Source organism: Deltaproteobacteria bacterium, assembly GCA_016875225.1.
Classification (GTDB): Bacteria; Myxococcota_A; UBA9160; order SZUA-336; family SZUA-336; genus VGRW01.
Map to the genome: position 1 here is coordinate 35054 of VGRW01000012.1, position 17113 is coordinate 52166.

Here is a 17113-nt window from a genome sequence, read left to right on the forward strand (position 1 = left end):
ACAAGCGCGAGGCCTTCTGGTCGAATCGCCTCGTGTCGAACGAGTATCCGCCGAAGCACCACATGACGCGCGACCTGCGCATGACGATGTCGCGCGAGGCGGGCGGCGGCTTCGCCAGACTGCAGATCGTCCCCGAAATCCTCGAGGAACGCGGAGCGGTCCGTGCGGGAGTCCTGGCGACGCTCGTCGACGTGTACTGCGGCGGACTCGCGCTCGAGATCGCAGAGCCGAACTGGCTCGCCACGCTCGATCTCTCTCTGCACCTGGGCCGACCGCTGTCGCGCGGCCACGTCGTCGCGCGCGGATCGGTGCTTCGCGCGGGTCGGCAGACGATCGTGCTCGAGGTCGCGCTCGCGGACGATGCGGGGACCGAAGCCGGAATGGCCACGATGACCTACGCGATCCTGCCGCGCCGCGCCGACACACCCGTCCACGCGCGCGATTTCTCCGCGTCGCGCACGGAGCTCGGTGTTCCCGGCTCGGGTCTCGCGTCGCCGTTCGCGGACAGTCTCGGGATTCGCGTCGTCGACGCGGCCGCGGGCCGCGCCGAGATCGAGATCACGGACTACGTGCGCAACAGCCTCTCCGCGCTGCAGGGCGGCGCGGCGGCGACGCTGGTCGACGTCGCCAGCGCCGCGTTCGGCCGCGAGCTGCTCGGCGCGCCGGTCGTGACGACCGATCTCGAGATCCACTATCTGGCGCTCGGAAAGCTCGCTCCGATCCACGCCAGCACGCGCCTGCTGCGGCGCGACGACCGGAGTGCCGCGCTTCGCGTCGAGGTCCGGGAGTCCGGGCCCGACGCCCGGCTCTGCTACGTGGCGACGACGCGTGTAGAATGACCCGCCGAGTGTAGGGGGATCGGATGAATCCGGTCGGCTTCGCCTTGGCCCTGCTCCTCGTCGCCGTGCCCGCTCGCGCGTTCGGCGACTCCTTGCGCGCGAGCCCCAGCGACGGGCTGCGCTGGAATTCTGCGGACGGACAGCTCGCGCTCCACGCCGGTGGCGTCTTCGCCGGCGAGTTGGTGATCCACGATTCCGACAACCACAGTGGGAGCGGCCTCCGAACGGACCTGGCCAAGCCGATCGTCGAAGCGAGCTACGGCGACGCCTGGCGGCTGCGCATCGCGGGAGACCTCGAGGGCACCAAGACCGCCTCGAACCTCTACGAGGCCTTCGTCTCCTGGTCGGGCGTGCCCGGGCTTCGCGTCTCTGCGGGGCTGCTGCAGCTTCCGCTCGGTTTCGAGGCCGGAACGCGCGCCGAGGACCTGTCGCTGATCGAGCACTCGTTCTCGTACTACCTGAACTACCGCACCGACTGGGCGCTTCGCGTCGAGGGCGAGCTGGCCGACGGCGGCTTCGAGTGGGATCTGGCCGCGGCGCTCGGCGACGGCTTCGACGCGAACGGCGAGACGCAGCGCGGCCCGCGCGTCTCGGCGCGCGCGTTCGCGCGGCCGCTGCGCTCGCTCGCGGGTGCGGACGCCTCGTTCCTCGAGTCCCTGGCGGCGGGTCTCTTCCTCGGTGGCGGCTACGCGTACGGCTGGGACTGGGACGGGAGCCTGCGCATTCGCGGCCCGGCCGGAGTGCGCCTTTTCGACACGATGCGCTTCGAAGCCGATCGACATCACTCGTACGCGCTGAGCTTCGGCGTCGAGGTCGGCGCCGTCCGGCTCTACTGGGAGGGCACGCGGGGCGGGTACTTCGACGTGCAAACGTCAGTCGGCGAGCGCGACCTCGACGACCAGACCGATTCCTGGCACACGACGCTCTCGTGGCGGATCGTCGGCCCGGATTACGACGGGCGGATCTACCGGGAGCGCGAGCTCGCGCCGCTCGGCCCGAACGTCTGGGAGCTCGCGCTGCGCTACGCGAACGGCGACATCGATCGCGACTTCTACGAGCTCGCTCTGGCCGACTACCCGACCTCGTCCCAGGAGTTCCGCACGACCGCCGTGACGCTGAGCTGGTACGCGACGCGGAACCTCCGCCTCAGCGCCGAGGTCGCGCGCACACAGGCCGACGACGACATCGCGAGCCTGGGCTTCGAGGGAAGCGACGAGGTGGCGATCCTGCGCGCGCAGTACCGCTTCTAGTTCGGCGTCGCGGCCGAGCTCGCGGGCGACTCGAGCTCGGCGGTGAGCCACTGGTCCGCGCGGTCGGGGCGACAGACGGAGGCGCGGCAGAAGATCGCGTTCAGGACCTGCGCTCCGACCTGCGAGCCGGTGGTGTGCCAGCGCTTGGGCTGCACGACCAGCACCGCGATCGCGACCTTCGGCCGGTCGGCGGGCGCAAGGCCGATGAACCACTCGTAGCGGCCCGGCGGCGTCGTTCCGGAGAGGCTTCCGGTCTTCGCGGCGACGTTCATCGCCTTCAGGATCGGCCGGCCGTACGAGGCGTGAAACGCCCGTCGCGCCGTCCCGCTCTCGGTCGTCGCGACCATCAGATCGCGAAGCCGCGTGGCGAGCGCGGGCGTGAGCACCTGCACGGGGGGCCGGGCTTTCGGGAGCGCGAGCAGCTCGCCGTTCGCGTCGGTCACGCGCTCGATCCAGCGCGCCTCGCGGCGCTTGCCGTCGACGAGCGTCGCGGCGATCTCGGCCGCGTGCAGGGCGGTGATCTGCAGGCCGGCGAGTCCGCAGCCGAGCTTTCCGAGCGCGTACCGATCGCCGTGCGGGTCGGCGGCCTGGCCTGCCTCGTGCCCGCGACCGGGGCGTTCGAGCAGGCCGAAGCGTCGGATCGCATCGAGCATCCGCTTCGCCCCGAGATCGTTCACGGCCAGCTGCGCGAAGCACTGGTTGTTCGACATCGCCAGCGCCCGCTCGAGACTGACCTCGATCCCTCCCTTGGGCGGGACGACGCGCGCCGCCGTCAGGCGATACGGATTGCCGACGTAGCGGCAGGTCCGGCCCGCCACGCCGGGCACGTTCTCGAGCGCGGCCGCGGCGGTCACCACCTTCACCAGCGATGCGGCCGGATAGACCTCGCCGGGCGGCAGACGCTTGGGATTCGTGCCTGCATAGGCGATCACGTTCCCGGTCGCCGGGTCGAGCACGACCGCAAGGCCCAGAGACACCCGGCCGCGCTCGAAGATGTCGTAGATCGCGCGAGTCAGCTCGAGGTCCAGCGTGTAGTCGATGCGAAGCTTCGAGCGGGAGCCGGCGGGGCTCACGAGCTCGCTGACCCGCTCGCCGCGAGAGCTTCTCGCGCCGGACTCCCGACCGGCGACGAGCCGCGGCAGGCCGGCCGCGCCAACCGTGGGCAGCGGGACCGGAACCCTCGAGAGCACGTCCGGCGGCACCACCCCCTTCGCGCTGCGAAACGGCTTTGCAGCGGGGCTCTCCGCCGGCACCGCGCTCGGCGCCGTCGACGGCACCGGCGGCTGGGGAAGCGCGGGCTCGAACGGGTCGACCTCGGCGGCGGGCTCGTCCGCGGATTCGGGGCCGAACGCGCCCACCTCCGGCAACGAGGCGCTCGGCTGCGGCTCGGCCGACGCGTCGCTTCCCACGCCGGCCAGCGCCGTCCAGACCGCGAGCCCCAGACAGCCGAGTCCGAGTGCGATCGTGAGCCGGCCGCGCGCCAGCATCTCCCTGCGAGCGCGGCGTTCGCCCGCTGCCAGACGTCGAGCGGCACGCAGGTCGCGCGGATCTCCTCGCAACGACGATCCCCCCGTCTGCGTTTTAGCTTCGAGGGCGCGCACGCGCCACGTGGTCGGCTAAGATGGGGCGAGAATGCGCAGACGACGCCTGCTTCTTCTCGGATTGGCACTCTGCCTGCCGACCTCCGCCGCCGCAGACGACCCGGTTCAAGAGGTCCGCGACTGCCTGAAGCGGAACATCCCCGCGAAGTCGAGCGTCCAGACGGTGCACTTCACGTCGGTGGACCGCATCGGCGGCCAGCGCGAGTTCCGCGCCAAGATGCTCGGCATGAAGCTCGCCGACGGCCTGCGCCGGGCCAAGCTCTGCATCACGCAGCCGCCGGACATGCGCGGCTCGGAGATGCTCTCGGTCGAGACGCCCGACGGTGCGCCCGACAGCTTCCTGTTCACGCCCGAGCTCCGAAAGGTCAAGCGGATCACGGGCGAGGGCATGGGTGGCAGCGTCTTCGGCACGGACTTCACCTACGAGGACCTGCAGCGCTGGCAGCAGCTGAACCGACCCGAGAGCCACGAGCGCCTGCCCGATGCGGAGCTCGACGGCCGGCAGGTGTACGTGATGGCGACCCGTCCCAAGGAGGGCGCTTCGTCGTCGTACACGAAGGTCGTGAGCTACGTCGACAAGCAGACCTGCGTGGTGATCAAGTCCGAGTCGTTCGAGAACGGCGACCGGCTGCGCAAGCTGTTCCTGGCGAAGACCGAGGACATGCTCGAGGACCACGGGATCCACGCGCCTGCGGAGGTCGTGATGAAGGACGTTCGTGACGAGACGCAGACCACGGTCGTAGTCGAGGAGCTCGAGGTCGACGGAGGGGTCGACGAGCGCAGCTTCCAGGTGAGTTCGCTCGGCCGGCACTGCCGCTAGTGGGCGGAATGGGTTCGACGCCCGTGCGAGCGCCCGCGTGAAGCGGATCTTCCGGATCGTCGCGCAGTGGCCGTGGCTCACGCTCCTCGCGCTGCTCGCGCTCACCGCCGTAGCCGTCCGTCCGCTCGTCGATCTCGAAGAGCTCCGCCTGCGCCCGCTCGACGTCGACATGTCGATGGACGGACTGCTTCCCGAGGACGCCGAGGTGCGGAAGTTCTACGACTACGCGCGCCGGGCGTTCGGCAGCAACGAGACGATGGTGGTCGCCGTCCGGACCGACGACGTCTTCACGCACGACTCGCTCGAGCGCATCGCGCGAATCACTGCCGAGATCGAAAAGCTCGACGGCCCCCACCACGCGATCGCGATCACCAATGCCGCCAACGTGCGCGGGAGCGAAGACGGGATCGACATCCGCAAGTTCGTGACGGAGATCCCGACCGATCCCGGGCAGCTCGCGGAGCTGCGCGGGCAGGCGCTGTCGAACCCGATCTACGCGGGGAGTCTGATCTCGCCCGACGCCCGGACCGCTGCGATCGTGGTGCAGTTCCTGAACCTGTCCGATCGCGAGTTCATCGCGAAGGGGCTCGACGCTGCCGTGCACCGGATCGCGCACGAGGCCGCGGGCGACGCGCAGGTGTGGATCACGGGCGGGCCCCACATCCGCATCGCGCAGGCGAAGTATCTCGAGGCGAATCTGCTGCGCATGGCGCCGCTGATCCTGCTCGCGCTCGCGATCGTGCTCGCGATCTCGTTCCGCACGCTTCGCGGCGTGATCCTGCCGCTGCTCAGCGTCTCGACCGCGGTGCTCTGGACGCTGGGGGCGTTGGCCTGGCTGGGGCGGCCGCTCACGCTGGTCACGTTCTTCGTCCCGGTCATGCTGCTGATCCTCGGCGTGGCGTACTCGGTACACGTCGTCTCCGAGTACTACGACACGCTTCGCGGCGATGCGAAGATCAGCTCGAGAGACGCCGTCGAGCACACGCTCTCGCTGGTCTGGCTGGCGGTGGTCCTGGCGGGGCTCACGACGGTCGCCGGCTTCCTCTCCAATGCGGTCTCGCCGCTGTCCGCGCTGGTCGAGTTCGGCTGGACGATGGTGATCGGGGTGCTCGCGCCGCTGATCTGCGCGCTGACGCTCACGCCGGCGCTGCTCTCGGCGCTGGGCCGGCCGCGCCGGATCGCCGTCTCGGCCGAGGTGAGCGAGCACGGAAGGTTCTCGCGCCTGCTCGGCCGGCTCGCGGCCTTCGACCTGCGCAACCGGCGCGCGATCTTCGTGGTCTGGGGCTCGGTCGCGCTCGCGTCCTGCGTGCTGGCGACGCGGCTGGTCGTCGGCAGCGAGGGCATCCGCTCGCTTCCCGCCGATTCCGAGGAGCGCCTCGACTTCGAGGCCGTGAACACGCATCTGGACGGCGCCAACGGCTTCCAGATCGTGGTCAAGGCGAAGGACGACACCAGCTTCAAGCACCCCGCGAACCTGCGCGCGCTGGAGCAGCTTCAGGCCTGGCTCGACGAGCAGCCCGAGATCGGCGGCACGCGCGGTCTGGTCGACTTCGTGAAGCTGTTGAACCGCGCCTTCCACGCCGACGCGCCCGAGCAGCTCGCCGTGCCCGAGAACGAGCGCCTCGCCGGCCAGCTGCTCTTCCTGGGCGCGAGCGACGAGCTCGAGGGCTACATCGACGCCCGCTACCAGCTGACGAACATCCAGGTGCGGACCACCGTGATCGGCAGCGATCAGATCTCCGACCTGGTCGAGCGGATCGAGGCCAGGATGGCCGGCCTGCCGCCGAACCTCGAGGGCCGCGTCACGGGAAACCAGATCCTGATGGCCGGCGTGGTGGACGACCTGATCGTCGGCCAGCTCAAGAGCATCCTGACTTCGCTGCTGTTGATCTACGGGCTGCTCTGCGTGCTGTTCCTGTCCTGGACGCGGGGCATCTACGCGCTGGTCCCGAACGTGATTCCTGTCGCGGTCTACTTCGGGGCGCTCGGCGTGACCGGAATTCCGCTGAATCTCACCACCAGCATCATCGCGCCGATGGCGCTCGGCGTCGCGATCGACGACACGATCCACTACTTCCTGCGCTTCAGCGCCGAGGCCAAGCGCCTGGCCAACGAGGAGATGGGCACGGTCGCCGTGCTGCACTCGGTCGGCAAGCCGGCGACCTTCTCCACGCTCTCGCTCGTGGCGGGGTTCCTGATGCTCTGCGCCAGCGACCTGACCGCGTACCAGCACGTCGGGGGTCTGGGCGGATTCACGCTCGGCTTCGGCCTGCTCGTCGAGCTCACGCTCACGCCCGCGCTCTGCAGCGGCCTGCGCATCGTGACGCTCTGGGACACCCTCGGGCTCGACCTGGGCGAGGACCCTCAGAAGGCGATTCCGCTCTTCAAAGGCCTGTCGAAGGCGCAGTGCCGGATCGTGGCGCAGATGGCGAGCCTGAGGGACCTGCCCGAGGGAACGCCGCTCGGGCACATCGGCGACAACGAACGCGAGATGTACGTGATCGTCGACGGGGAGGTCCGCGTCTGGAAGCCGGGCGACGACGGCCCGATCGAGCTCAACCGCTGCGCGCGCGGCGAGGTCGTGGGCGAGGTCGGTCTGTTCTTCGGCGAGCGCAGCGCGAACATGGACATCGCCGCGAAGGCGCGCCTGCTGCGCTTCACGCCGAATACGTTCCAGCGGCTCTCGCGCCAGCGGCCGCGAATCGCGGCCACGCTGCTGCGCAACCTGAACGAGATCCTCGCCCAGCGCCTCTCGAGGTCCACTGACCGCTTGCGCTAGTGAATTCCGCTACCTCCGGAGAGCGCCTTCACGACGTCGCCGATCACGGCCTTCGCGTCGCCGAAGACCATCATGGTGTTGTCGGCGGTGTAGAGCTCGTTGTCGATGCCGGCGAAGCCCGGGCTCATCGAGCGCTTGATCGCGATCACCGACTTCGCCTTGTCCACGTCCAGGATCGGCATGCCGTAGATCGGGCTGGTCTTGTCGTGGCGGGCGGCGGGATTCACGACGTCGTTCGCGCCGATCACGAGCACCACGTCGGTCTGCGCGAAGTCGGGGTTGATGTCGTCCATCTCGGCGAGCTCGTCGTAGGGGATCTCGGCCTCGGCGAGCAGGACGTTCATGTGGCCGGGCATCCGGCCCGCGACCGGGTGGATCGCGAACTTGACCGAGATGCCGCGCTTGCTGAGCTGGTCGCGGAGCTCGCGGACCCGGTGCTGCGCCTGGGCGACCGCCATTCCGTAGCCGGGCACGACCACGACCTGGTTCGACGCCTCGAGCAGATCGGCCGCGTCCTGCGCGCTGCCGCTCTTCACGGCCTTCTGCTCGCCCGCGACGGCGGCCGCCTGGACCTGGCCGAAGGCGCCGAAGAGCACGTTCGTGAACGAGCGGTTCATGGCCCTGCACATGATCACCGAGAGGATGAATCCGGACGATCCGTCGAGCGCGCCCGCGATGATCAGCACGTTGTTCTCGAGCACGAAGCCCATCGCGACCGCGGCGAGGCCCGCGTACGAGTTCAGAAGCGAGATCACGGTGGGCATGTCCGCGCCGCCGATCGGAATGATCAGCAGCACGCCGAAGAGCAGCGAGAGCCCGATGATCAGTGGGAAGAGCTGCCACTGCGTGGGATCGACCACCAGCCAGATGCCCGACCCGACGGCGATCGCGAGCAGGAACAGGTTGATCACGTTCTGGTTTCGGTACGTGATCGGGCGGGTCGGGATCACCTCCTGGAGCTTGCCCGCGGCCATCAGGCTGCCGGTGAGCGTCACGAAGCCGAGGATCACCTCGACCGCGATCGCGAACATGCGGAACGTGGTGAGCTCGTCCGACTCGAGCCAGAGCACGTACTTGGCCGTGCCGACCAGCCCGGCCGCGAGCCCGCCGAAGGCGTGCGAGAGGGCGGTCCGCTGCGGAACTGCCGTGAGCGCGACGCGCGAGAGCGGTACGCCGATGATCGTGCCCACGACCACCGCGATCGCGATCCACTCGAAGTGCTTCACGTGAGGATTCAGGAACGTGCCGAGCACCGCGAGCGTCATGCCGAGCACGCCCGCGAGCACCCCGCGCCGCGCCGTCTCCGGGCGCGAGAGCCAGCGCAGCGAGAAGATGAACAGGGCCGACGCGACCAGGTAGCTGCCCTGCGTCAGGTGCCAGATGGATTCCTCGGCGATCATTTCGAGGGCTCCCGCTTCTTGAACATGCGCAGCATGCGGTCGGTGATCATGAAGCCCGAGACGATGTTGGTCACCGAGGCCGCGACCGCGATCGTGCCGAGCACGGTCGAGAAGGTGGTCTTCTGCTCACCGGCGATCAGCACCGCTCCGACCACCGCAATCGCCGAGATCGCGTTGGTGAGCGACATCAGCGGCGTGTGGAGCAGCCGCGAGACGCTTCGGATCACGTCGAATCCGATGAACGTCGCCAGCATGAAGACGAACGCCATCGTCCAGAAGTCGAGCTGCTGCACCTGCGGGCCTCCTCCTCCGGTTCTCCGGGCGGGAATCCAGTAGCGCTATCCGTCCCCGAAAACGAGCTTCGAGGCGATCGCGCAGAGCCCGCCGATCAGCCCCGCGGCGGGCAGGGTCAGGATCCAGGCCAGGAAGATGTCCCGGGTCAGCCCCCACTTCACCGCCGAGAGCCGCTGGGTCGCGCCGACCCCCATGATCGAGGTCGAGATCACGTGGGTGGTCGAGACCGGGAATCCGAAGTGGGCCGTGGCCATGAGCACGGCCGAGGCCGAGGTCTCGGCCGCGAATCCGTGCATGGGCGTGAGCTTCACCAGCCGCATGCCGAGGGTGCGGATGATCCGCTTGCCGCCCGAATAGGTGCCCAGCCCGATCACCACGGCGCTGGAGAGCTTGACCCAGAGCGGCACGTCCGCGGTCGGGATCGCCCCGCCGGCAAAGAGCGCGAGCGTGATCACGCCCATGGTCTTCTGGGCGTCGTTCGAGCCGTGGCTGAAGGCCATGAACGAGGCGGAGATCAGCTGCGCGATGCGAAAGCGGCGCGAGATCAGCCCCGGATGCGCGCGGCCGAAGGCCCAGAGCAGGAGCACCATGAGCGCGATGCCGACCGTGAATCCGACGACCGGCGCGATCACGGTCGGGACCAGCACCTTCTCGATGATCCCGTCCCATTTCACGGCGTCGCTTCCGGTGGTCGCGATCACCGCGCCGGCGACGCCGCCCACCAGGCAGTGGGACGAGCTCGACGGCAGGGCCCACCACCAGGTGAGGAGATTCCAGGTGATCGCGCCGACCAGCCCGCCGAACATCACCGGACCGGTCACGGCGCTCGACTCGACGATGCCCTTGGCCAGCGTGGCGGCGACGTTGGTCGAGACCAACGCCCCGGCCACGTTCAGGACCGCCGCGCCGAAGAGCGCGACGTTGGGCGGGATGGCGCGCGTCGAGATCGAGGTCGCGACGGCGTTCGCCGCGTCGTGGAAGCCGTTGGTGAAATCGAAGACGAGCGCGATCACGACGACCGCGACGAGCAGCCACTCCATCAGCTGTTCTCTAGAACCACGCCCTCGACGACGTTGGCGACGTCCTCGCAGCGATCGATCGCACCCTCGACGTCCTCGTAGATCTCCTTCCACTTGATCAGGGCGCGCGCGTCGAGCTCCTCCTTGAAGAGCCGCGCCGTCGCGCGGCGCAGCACCCGGTCGTTCTCCTTCTCGACCGTCTTCACGTTCAGGCAGAGCGCCCGCATCTTCTCGGCCGGAAGGCTGCCGGCGAGCCCGTCCACCGCCGCCTTCATCGCGTGCGTCGCGCTCACCACGTTCTCGGACATCTCGAGCATCTCCGGCGTGGGACGCTGGATCTCGTACAGCCAGATCCGCTGCGCCGTCGCTTCGATGTGGTCCATGATGTCGTCGATCCGGCTCGAGATCGCGTGGATGTCCGAGCGGTCGATCGGGGTGATGAACGAGGAGTGCAGCATCTCCATCGTCTCCTGGCAGATCCGGTCGGCCTGGTGCTCGACCGCGTGGATCCGCTGGTAGCCCTCCTCGGCGCGGCTCGGATCGCGGAGCAGGTCCCGGAGCAGCCCCGCACCCTCTACGCAGAGCGCGGCGTGCTTCGAGAACAGACCGAAGAACTCCGTCTTTTTCGGCAGGATCCTGGAGAGCATGCGTCCCCCAAACGTGTCCGGCGCAAGCGGTGTATCACAACTCCCCGCTCAGCGCGGGTTCTCGTAGAAGACGTAGCTCGTCGAGTAGTCGCTGATCTCGAAGTAGAGCTTCTTTTCGCCCGGGTCGGCGATCCAGTTCTGGTTCTCGTCGTAGATCCCGTAGCCGAAGCGGTACGCGCGGGCCTCCCCGCGTGCGCCCGTGCCCAGGCTGGTGGTCAGCTTGTCGATCGCGATGAAGCGCATCGCCAGCCTCTCGCCTGCGTAGACGTCGAGCACGCCGTTGGTGCCGGTCCAGTTCTGGATCGCGCGCCCGAGCCGGTTCTGGCTCTCCTGGGTGCAGGCGAGCGCGAGCAGGGTCGTGAGCAGCGCTCCGAGCGGAATGCGTCTGGTGTTCATCCGGGTGTCCTCAGCTCTTGCTCTCGCGCCAGCCCCGGATCAGGCCGCGAAGATTCATCCCCAGCAGAGCGACGAGGCCGAGCGCGAAGAGCCCGATCCAGAACGAGCCGCCGCCGGGGAAGCTCGTCGCCGTGAAGTTCGCGATCTGCTTGGTGCCCAGGATCGGCGGCGTGAAGGCCTCCATCTTGAACGGCGCCGTCGGATTCAGGTTGTGTCCGAACAAGTAGAGCTTGTAGTAGAAGCGGGCCATCGAGAACGCTGAGAAGTACCCGAACAGGACCAGCAGATCGATCAGCGAACGGAGGTCTCCGACCGCGGCCACGCGAAGCGCGAGCAGGGCCAGTGCGCCGAGCGCGAACGGAATCCAGTCCAGGTCGGAGAGCGCCGCGCGGTCGATCTTCGCCATGCCGATGTAGTGGTTCAGCGTGTTCACCTCGGCGACGTCGCCCGCGACCGTGTAGGCGTAGATCTCCAGGTCCAGACCCTGCGGGTACTGGGGCGCCTTCATGTGCAGGTGCCAGAGCGGCGCCGAGAAGCCCAGCGCCAGTGGAACCACCAGGACCAGCAGGGCGCGCCGGGTTCCCGGGACGAGTCCGCCGGTGAGACTGCGATCGAACCGTTCGCGCAAGGTGGGCATGCTCGACTCCTCTTCTGGGTTTCTCGCGACTAGACCAGGTCGAAACGGCGAAATGCGCGCAGCGCCAGGGCGAAGGCCGCGGCGCCGAGAATCGTCGGCCAGACGACGCCGAGCGCCAGCAGGCCGTTCGGCCCGAGCGTCTGGACCAGGTAGAAGCCGACCGGACCCAGCGTCTCGAGGTCGACTCCGCCGGCCGAGAGCAGCCCGAGGCGGGCATCCTGGACCGGGTTCAGCGCGGCGAGCAGCAGCACCGCGCGCGGCTGGAGCTGCCAGCGCAGCATCGCGCCGATCAGCGCGAAGTCGACCAGGGCCACCCCCGCGAGCCAACACAGGATCACGTAGGCGTTGGCCCGAGCCGGGCTTCGCACGCGCACCGAGATCAGGAGCCCGATCGACGTGAACGCGAAGAGCAGCGCGGCGCAGAGGGCGGACGCGCGCGTGGCGATTCCGGCCGCGGCTCCCGCACCGCTCCACGCGGCGCCGACGACGCCGAGCAGGACGAAGATCGCGAGCAAGGGAAGCGCGAGCGCGGCGAAGCGCACGGCGAGAATCGCGAAGAGATAGCGACCGCGTCGGATCGGCTGGCTCATCAGGAGCTCGAGCGTGCCTTCGTCGCGCGCCCGGTTCACCACCTGTCCGGTCGCCACCAACGCGACCAGCGGGAGCAGCAACACCAGCGTGTGGCAGAGCGAGAAGAGCGCGCGCCCGAGCCCGGTGAAGCCGATCACGCCCGACTCGCGCAGACCCGCCGCGACGAAGACCCCGGCGAGTCCGGCATAGAGCGAGAGACAGATCGCGAGCCAGCGCGAGCGAACCACCTCGGCCAGATCGAGCCTGGCGACCGCCGCGAAGTCCACCCCGGGCTTCATTTCGCCGTTCCCCGCCGCGAGGCTTCGAGCCGCTGCACCTCGGCGAGCGCCTCGACGCGCGAGCGGGCGCCGGGCTCGTCCGCGTCGACGGCGCCGAGCCCGTAGCTCATCGGCGTGCCTTCGGCGGCCACGAAGCCTGCGCTCGCTTCGGGAATCCAGCGCGGGTCGCGCAGGTGGTGGAACCACGCGGAGCCTGCTTCGTCCGGGCGCTCGGCCGCGTACAGGAGCAGGCAGCCCGCGTCGTCGAAGAAGCGCACCTCCCCCGCGGGGGTGTGCAGCTGCGCGGCGTGCGCCGGATCGCCGACCAGCATGCCGCAGTGAGCGCACGGGGTCTGGCTCCAGCTCGGCTCGACGGGCCCTTCGGGCGGGCTCTGGGCCCAGCGCAGCGCGAGCACGAGCGCAGCGAGAAGCGCTCCGACGACGAGGAGCGGGCCGACCCGGCTGCGCGCTCCGCGCTCAGCGCCCATCCGGATTCTCCGCGCGCGCAGCGCTGCGCGCAGCGAGCTCGAGCGAGTCGAGCTCGCGCACCGAGAAGTCGCGAATCGCGCCGTCGAGCGCTCGAGCCAGCTCGGGCAGCAGCGCGAGCTTCTCCTGCGTCGACGCCGCCCGCACCCACCAGTCTCCGGAGCCGCGCCGGAAGCCGTGCTCGCCGAGCCAGCTCGACGCGGACTCGCCCTGCGCGCGGACCTCGATCACGCTCGAGAGCGACGCATCGAGGAGCGGCGCGGCCTCGCCGTCGTAGATCAATCGCCCCTCGTCGAGCAGCAGCACGTGGTCGACGAGGTGGCGCACCTCTTCGAGCCGGTGGGAGCAGAGGATCACCGTCGCGTCCCTCGCGAGCTCGTCGAAGAGCGGGAAGAACGCCTCGCGTGTGCGCGCGTCGAGCGAGCCGGTCGGCTCGTCCAGGATCAGCAGCGACGCATCGGCGGCGAGCGCCAGCGCGATCAGAAGCTTCTGCTTCATTCCCCCTGACAGGCTGCGGAACGGCTTCGACGCGATCTCGTCCAGCTGAAGACCCAGACGCGAGCAGATCTCCGCCACGCGCGCCGGGTCGCCTCCGCGCACGGAGACCAGCGCTCGCACCAGCTCGCCCGCCGGCACCGCGAGCGCGGGCGCGATCTGCGGCACGTACGCCATGCGCCGCGCGATCTCGAGCCGCTCGTCGCGCGCGGAGAAGCCGTCGATGCGGACCTCGCCTTCGAACGCGAGCAGACCCATGACGACCCGATTCAGCGTCGATTTCCCCGAGCCGTTCGGCCCCACCAGCGCGGTGCGCCGGCCGGAGGGCAGGCTGAAGCCGACGTCGCGAAGCGCGAGCAGGCCTCCGAACGCCTTCGACAGGCCCGAGACCTCAACCCGCATGGGTCGCTCCCGCGGGCCGCAGGCGCAGCCGTGGCTCCGGGTCGATCAGGATCGTCGTCGGCCGGAACAGCGGCACCACGCGACCGACGATCTCGACCAGCCACATCGCCGGGGTGCCGCGGAACAGCCGCAGCTGTGCGTTTCGCGTCGATAGGTCGCCCGCGAGCGAGCGCAGCTCGTAGGGCAGGTCCCCGACGCCGTCCCCGTCGAGGTCGTAGCCGGCGTAGTCGCCCCAGTCGTTGCCGCGAAACTCGGCCGCCCGCGCGTCGCCGCCACCCTCGATCCGAACCTGCACGTCGTTGTCGCCGAATCGGTTGGCCTCGAAGCGGTTGCGCTCGGCGATGCCCTGGAACGAGAGACCCACGTCGCAGCCGCGAACGTCGTTTTCGGAGAACGTGTTCCACTCCTCCGGCTGCAGCGGGCTGTTGTCTACGTGGATGCAGACGCTGTTCTGGACGATCGCGTTCGCGCGGATCTGGAGGTTTCCGGACTCCTTCGCGCCCAGCCCCATTCCGGCGGCGCCGGTCGCACACGCCATCAGGTTCCGCTCGATCCGCAGGTTGCGGCTGTACATGGCGAAGATCCCCACCACGTTCGCGATCATGCGATTGTCGGTGGCGACGTTCTCGTGGCTGTACATGAAGTGGATTCCGTAGCGGCCGCGCTCGACGACGTTCCGGATCAGCCGATTTCCGGGCGAGTACCAGACGACCAGATCGCGCGCGTCACGCGTGTGGTTGCCCTCGACGAGCGAGTCGCGCACCTCCCAGAGGCGGATCGCGTCGCCGCGCATGCCGAGCGCCTTGGCGGGGTTTCCGTCGACCTCGTTGCCGCGGATCACCAGCCGGCTCGCGCGATTCGCGAGGATGCCGAAGAGCGCGCTTCGCACCGCGACGCCCTCGACGCGCACCTCGTCGGCTGCGATGCGCACCGCGGCGTCGAGCAGGTCGAAGCGGCCGCCGCTTCCGTCGACGCTGATCCCTTCGAGCACGGTGCCGTCCGCCTCGAGCGAGATCGTCGAGCCCACCCCGCTGGCGCGAACCACCGCCTCGCGCGGACCCGAGATCGAGACGCGCCGTGTGACTCTCAGCGGGCCGGAGTGACTGCCCGCGCCGAGGCAGAACGCATCGCCGTCGGCCGCCGCGTCGAGCAGCGGCTGCAGCTCCACGCCGGCCGCCACGTCGCGACACGGGGACGGATCCGCCCGGACCAGGGACGCGAGAGCTAGAAGGCACGCCCCGACGCCGTGTGCGACCTTCACGCTCTCGCGCCTGTGTCAGTTCGTCGGTTCGACGAGCAGGTAGGCCGCCATCTCGAGGTGGAGCGCCGAGCAGAACTCGGTGCAGTAGATCGGGAACACGCCGGGCAGCGATGCCACGAACTCGATATCCGAGTGCTCGCCGGGCTCGATGCTCACATTCACGTTGTAGTCCGCGATCGCGAACCCGTGGGTCGCGTCGAGCGCCTGCTCCGTGTTCGTGAGGTGGATGTGCACGGTCTCTCCCTGCTTGACGCGGATCACGTCGGGCACGAAGTGGCTGCGTACGGCGGTCATGTAGACGTGCACGCCGTCGCCGCGCCGCTCGATGCGCTCTTTGCCCGCCCCGACCGCGTTGGGCGAGACGGCGCGGAGCAGCGGATCGGTCCCGACCGGCGAGTACACGTCGATCGCCTTGATCTTGTCCGCCTTGATCGTCTGCGCGTAGTGCGGCTCGCCGTTCGGGATCGGCAGGTCGTAGAGCAGCTGCATCGGCTCCGACGCCGTGTCGATCAGCTGGAAGTTCTGCGGCAGGAGCGGCCCGACGTCCTGGAAGCGGTCGATCGCCCACTTGTTCATCGCCACCAGGTAGCCGCCGTCCGGACTCACCGTGTCGCCTTCGGGTGTCGTGATGTGGCCCACGTTGTAGTGCACCGGGATCTTCGAGATCAGCTTCAGATCCGCGAGGTTCCATTTCGCGATGACGGACTCGAGGAAGAGCGACGTGTAGGCGTTCCCTTTGTCGTCGTACTGCGTGTGCAGCGGGCCGAGACCGAGCTCGACCTGGCCGCGGATCACGTCCTCGAAGGGCAGGATCGGCACGCCGTAGGCGTCCACGCCCGCGTACTTCTTGGCCTCGATCGCCGCCTTGAGCTTCTCGATCGTGTAGATGGTCGCGTGCGTGTCGAGCTTGCCGGCGATCACGATCTCCTTGCCGTCCGGGGTCACGTCCACGCCGTGCGGGCTCTTCGGCTCGGGAACCAGGTGCAGGATTCCCTCGGAGGCTGCGGTCTCGAGCGAGATCACCCGCATTCCGGCGATCAGCTTCGTCTTGCCGTCGGCGACCGCCTTCTCGGCCTTCCGGATGTCGAAGACGTGCAGGAAGTCCATGTCGTTCTGAGAAGCGCCGGATTCCAGCGGCGGATTGCCCTCGAGCGAGCCGCCCCAGGAGCGCTCGGTGTTGAAGGAGTTCACGAAGAAGTAGCCCTCGCTGGCGAGCTTGCCCGCGTCGGCGAGGTCCTGGCCGTAGGGAGGCAGCTCGATCGCGAACGACTCCTCCTTCACGATCCGGCGCTTCTCGCGGTCGAACTTCCAGAGGATCGTCGCGCCGCGGTACGCGTCGTTGAACTGCTCGATCGGCGCGTAGCCGCCGCCGAGCGGCGCAGGGTACTGACTGGTCTCGATCACGTATTCGGTGTTCGGGGTGACGAACGTCGCGCCGTGGTTGGACTGGATCAGTCCGCTGCGCACGATCTGGGTGGTGGTGAAGTCCTCGAGGTCGATCACGGCGACGCGCGCGTTCGCCTTGTCGTTCACGAACAGGAACTGGCCGTCGTAATCGCCCTTCGTCTCGGAGAGCGCGGGGTGGTGCACGTCGGCCCAGCGAAGTGCGATGCCCTTCGTGTCCCCCTGGCCGATCACGCTCTCGCTCTGGTCGCCATAGCCGTAGCCCTGCCAGGGCTCGGGCGTGAAAACGCCGATCACCTTCAGGATCCGCATGCTCGGCAGGCCGATCACGATCACCTGACCCGAGTGGCCGCCCGACGCGAAGATGTAGTACGGGTCGTGAACACCGGTCGGTGTGTAGGTCTTGAGCGCGGCGGTCACGTCGTTCTCGGTCAGCGATCGCTGCTTCATCAGCGCGCTGGTCGAGGCTCCGTTCTGACCACCCGCCGGCTGGAGCTCCTGGCTGCCCTGCGGACCGCACGCGAGCGCGCCGGCT

16 protein-coding genes are annotated in these 17113 nt (G+C 69.0%); 4 read left to right on the forward strand and 12 right to left on the reverse strand.

The genetic code is table 11. The features are described 5' to 3' along the window. Positions 1-32: 32 nt before the first annotated feature. Positions 33-839, forward strand: coding sequence for a hypothetical protein (locus FJ108_05115; GenBank protein ID MBM4335282.1), 807 nt, complete (start codon positions 33-35; stop codon positions 837-839). Between the two features lie 23 nt (positions 840-862). Continuing rightward, complete coding sequence (locus FJ108_05120) at positions 863-2089, forward strand: hypothetical protein (GenBank protein MBM4335283.1); 1227 nt, start codon at positions 863-865, stop codon at positions 2087-2089. Here the strand turns inward: FJ108_05120 and FJ108_05125 are convergent. After that, the gene (locus FJ108_05125) at positions 2086-3576 is read right to left on the reverse strand and encodes a hypothetical protein (protein MBM4335284.1); all 1491 of its coding nucleotides are present in this window, start codon (positions 3574-3576) and stop codon (positions 2086-2088) included. The genes FJ108_05120 and FJ108_05125 overlap by 4 nt on opposite strands. 145 nt (positions 3577-3721) lie before the next feature. On the opposite strand from FJ108_05125, the gene FJ108_05130 reads away from it, so the two are divergent. Both FJ108_05130 and FJ108_05135 read left to right on the forward strand, forming a co-directional pair. After that, positions 3722-4510: an outer membrane lipoprotein-sorting protein gene (locus FJ108_05130; protein ID MBM4335285.1), complete on the forward strand. Its 789-nt coding sequence runs from the start codon at positions 3722-3724 to the stop codon at positions 4508-4510. A 37-nt stretch (positions 4511-4547) separates the two neighbouring features. Beyond that, positions 4548-7289 carry a cyclic nucleotide-binding domain-containing protein gene (locus tag FJ108_05135; protein MBM4335286.1) on the forward strand — a complete coding sequence of 914 codons (2742 nt, stop codon included), beginning with the start codon at positions 4548-4550 and terminating at the stop codon, positions 7287-7289. On the opposite strand, the gene FJ108_05140 is transcribed toward FJ108_05135, so the two are convergent. The 11 genes from FJ108_05140 to nosZ are packed head-to-tail and all read right to left on the reverse strand — an operon-like array spanning position 7286 to position 17028. Beyond that, the gene (locus FJ108_05140) at positions 7286-8689 is read right to left on the reverse strand and encodes an NAD(P)(+) transhydrogenase (Re/Si-specific) subunit beta (GenBank protein MBM4335287.1); all 1404 of its coding nucleotides are present in this window, start codon (positions 8687-8689) and stop codon (positions 7286-7288) included. The genes FJ108_05135 and FJ108_05140 overlap by 4 nt on opposite strands. Then, complete coding sequence (locus FJ108_05145) at positions 8686-8982, reverse strand: NAD(P) transhydrogenase subunit alpha (protein MBM4335288.1); 297 nt, start codon at positions 8980-8982, stop codon at positions 8686-8688. The genes FJ108_05140 and FJ108_05145 overlap by 4 nt, the downstream gene beginning before the upstream one ends. Before the next feature lie 45 nt (positions 8983-9027). Next, entirely contained in the window at positions 9028-10023 is a 996-nt protein-coding gene (locus FJ108_05150) for an inorganic phosphate transporter (GenBank protein ID MBM4335289.1), read from the reverse strand. Further along, positions 10023-10649: a DUF47 domain-containing protein gene (locus FJ108_05155; GenBank protein MBM4335290.1), complete on the reverse strand. Its 627-nt coding sequence runs from the start codon at positions 10647-10649 to the stop codon at positions 10023-10025. Before FJ108_05155 ends, FJ108_05150 begins: the two co-directional genes overlap by 1 nt. Before the next feature lie 48 nt (positions 10650-10697). Beyond that, on the reverse strand, positions 10698-11045 hold the full coding sequence (locus FJ108_05160; protein ID MBM4335291.1) for a hypothetical protein: 348 nt from the start codon (positions 11043-11045) through the stop codon (positions 10698-10700). Positions 11046-11055: 10 nt separating this feature from the next. Continuing rightward, positions 11056-11682 (reverse strand): hypothetical protein, encoded by a 627-nt coding sequence (locus FJ108_05165; GenBank protein ID MBM4335292.1) that lies wholly within the window; start codon positions 11680-11682, stop codon positions 11056-11058. Positions 11683-11711: 29 nt separating this feature from the next. After that, positions 11712-12551: a hypothetical protein gene (locus FJ108_05170; GenBank protein ID MBM4335293.1), complete on the reverse strand. Its 840-nt coding sequence runs from the start codon at positions 12549-12551 to the stop codon at positions 11712-11714. After that, positions 12548-13018: a hypothetical protein gene (locus FJ108_05175; GenBank protein ID MBM4335294.1), complete on the reverse strand. Its 471-nt coding sequence runs from the start codon at positions 13016-13018 to the stop codon at positions 12548-12550. Before FJ108_05175 ends, FJ108_05170 begins: the two co-directional genes overlap by 4 nt. Further along, a complete protein-coding gene (locus FJ108_05180) occupies positions 13008-13913 on the reverse strand; it encodes an ABC transporter ATP-binding protein (GenBank protein ID MBM4335295.1) in 906 nt (301 codons plus the stop codon). The genes FJ108_05175 and FJ108_05180 overlap by 11 nt, the downstream gene beginning before the upstream one ends. Continuing rightward, positions 13903-15174, reverse strand: coding sequence for a nitrous oxide reductase family maturation protein NosD (gene nosD / locus FJ108_05185; GenBank protein ID MBM4335296.1), 1272 nt, complete (start codon positions 15172-15174; stop codon positions 13903-13905). Before nosD ends, FJ108_05180 begins: the two co-directional genes overlap by 11 nt. A gap of 15 nt (positions 15175-15189) precedes the next feature. Beyond that, a complete protein-coding gene (gene nosZ, locus FJ108_05190; GenBank protein ID MBM4335297.1) occupies positions 15190-17028 on the reverse strand; it encodes a Sec-dependent nitrous-oxide reductase in 1839 nt (612 codons plus the stop codon). Positions 17029-17113: the final 85 nt, after the last annotated feature.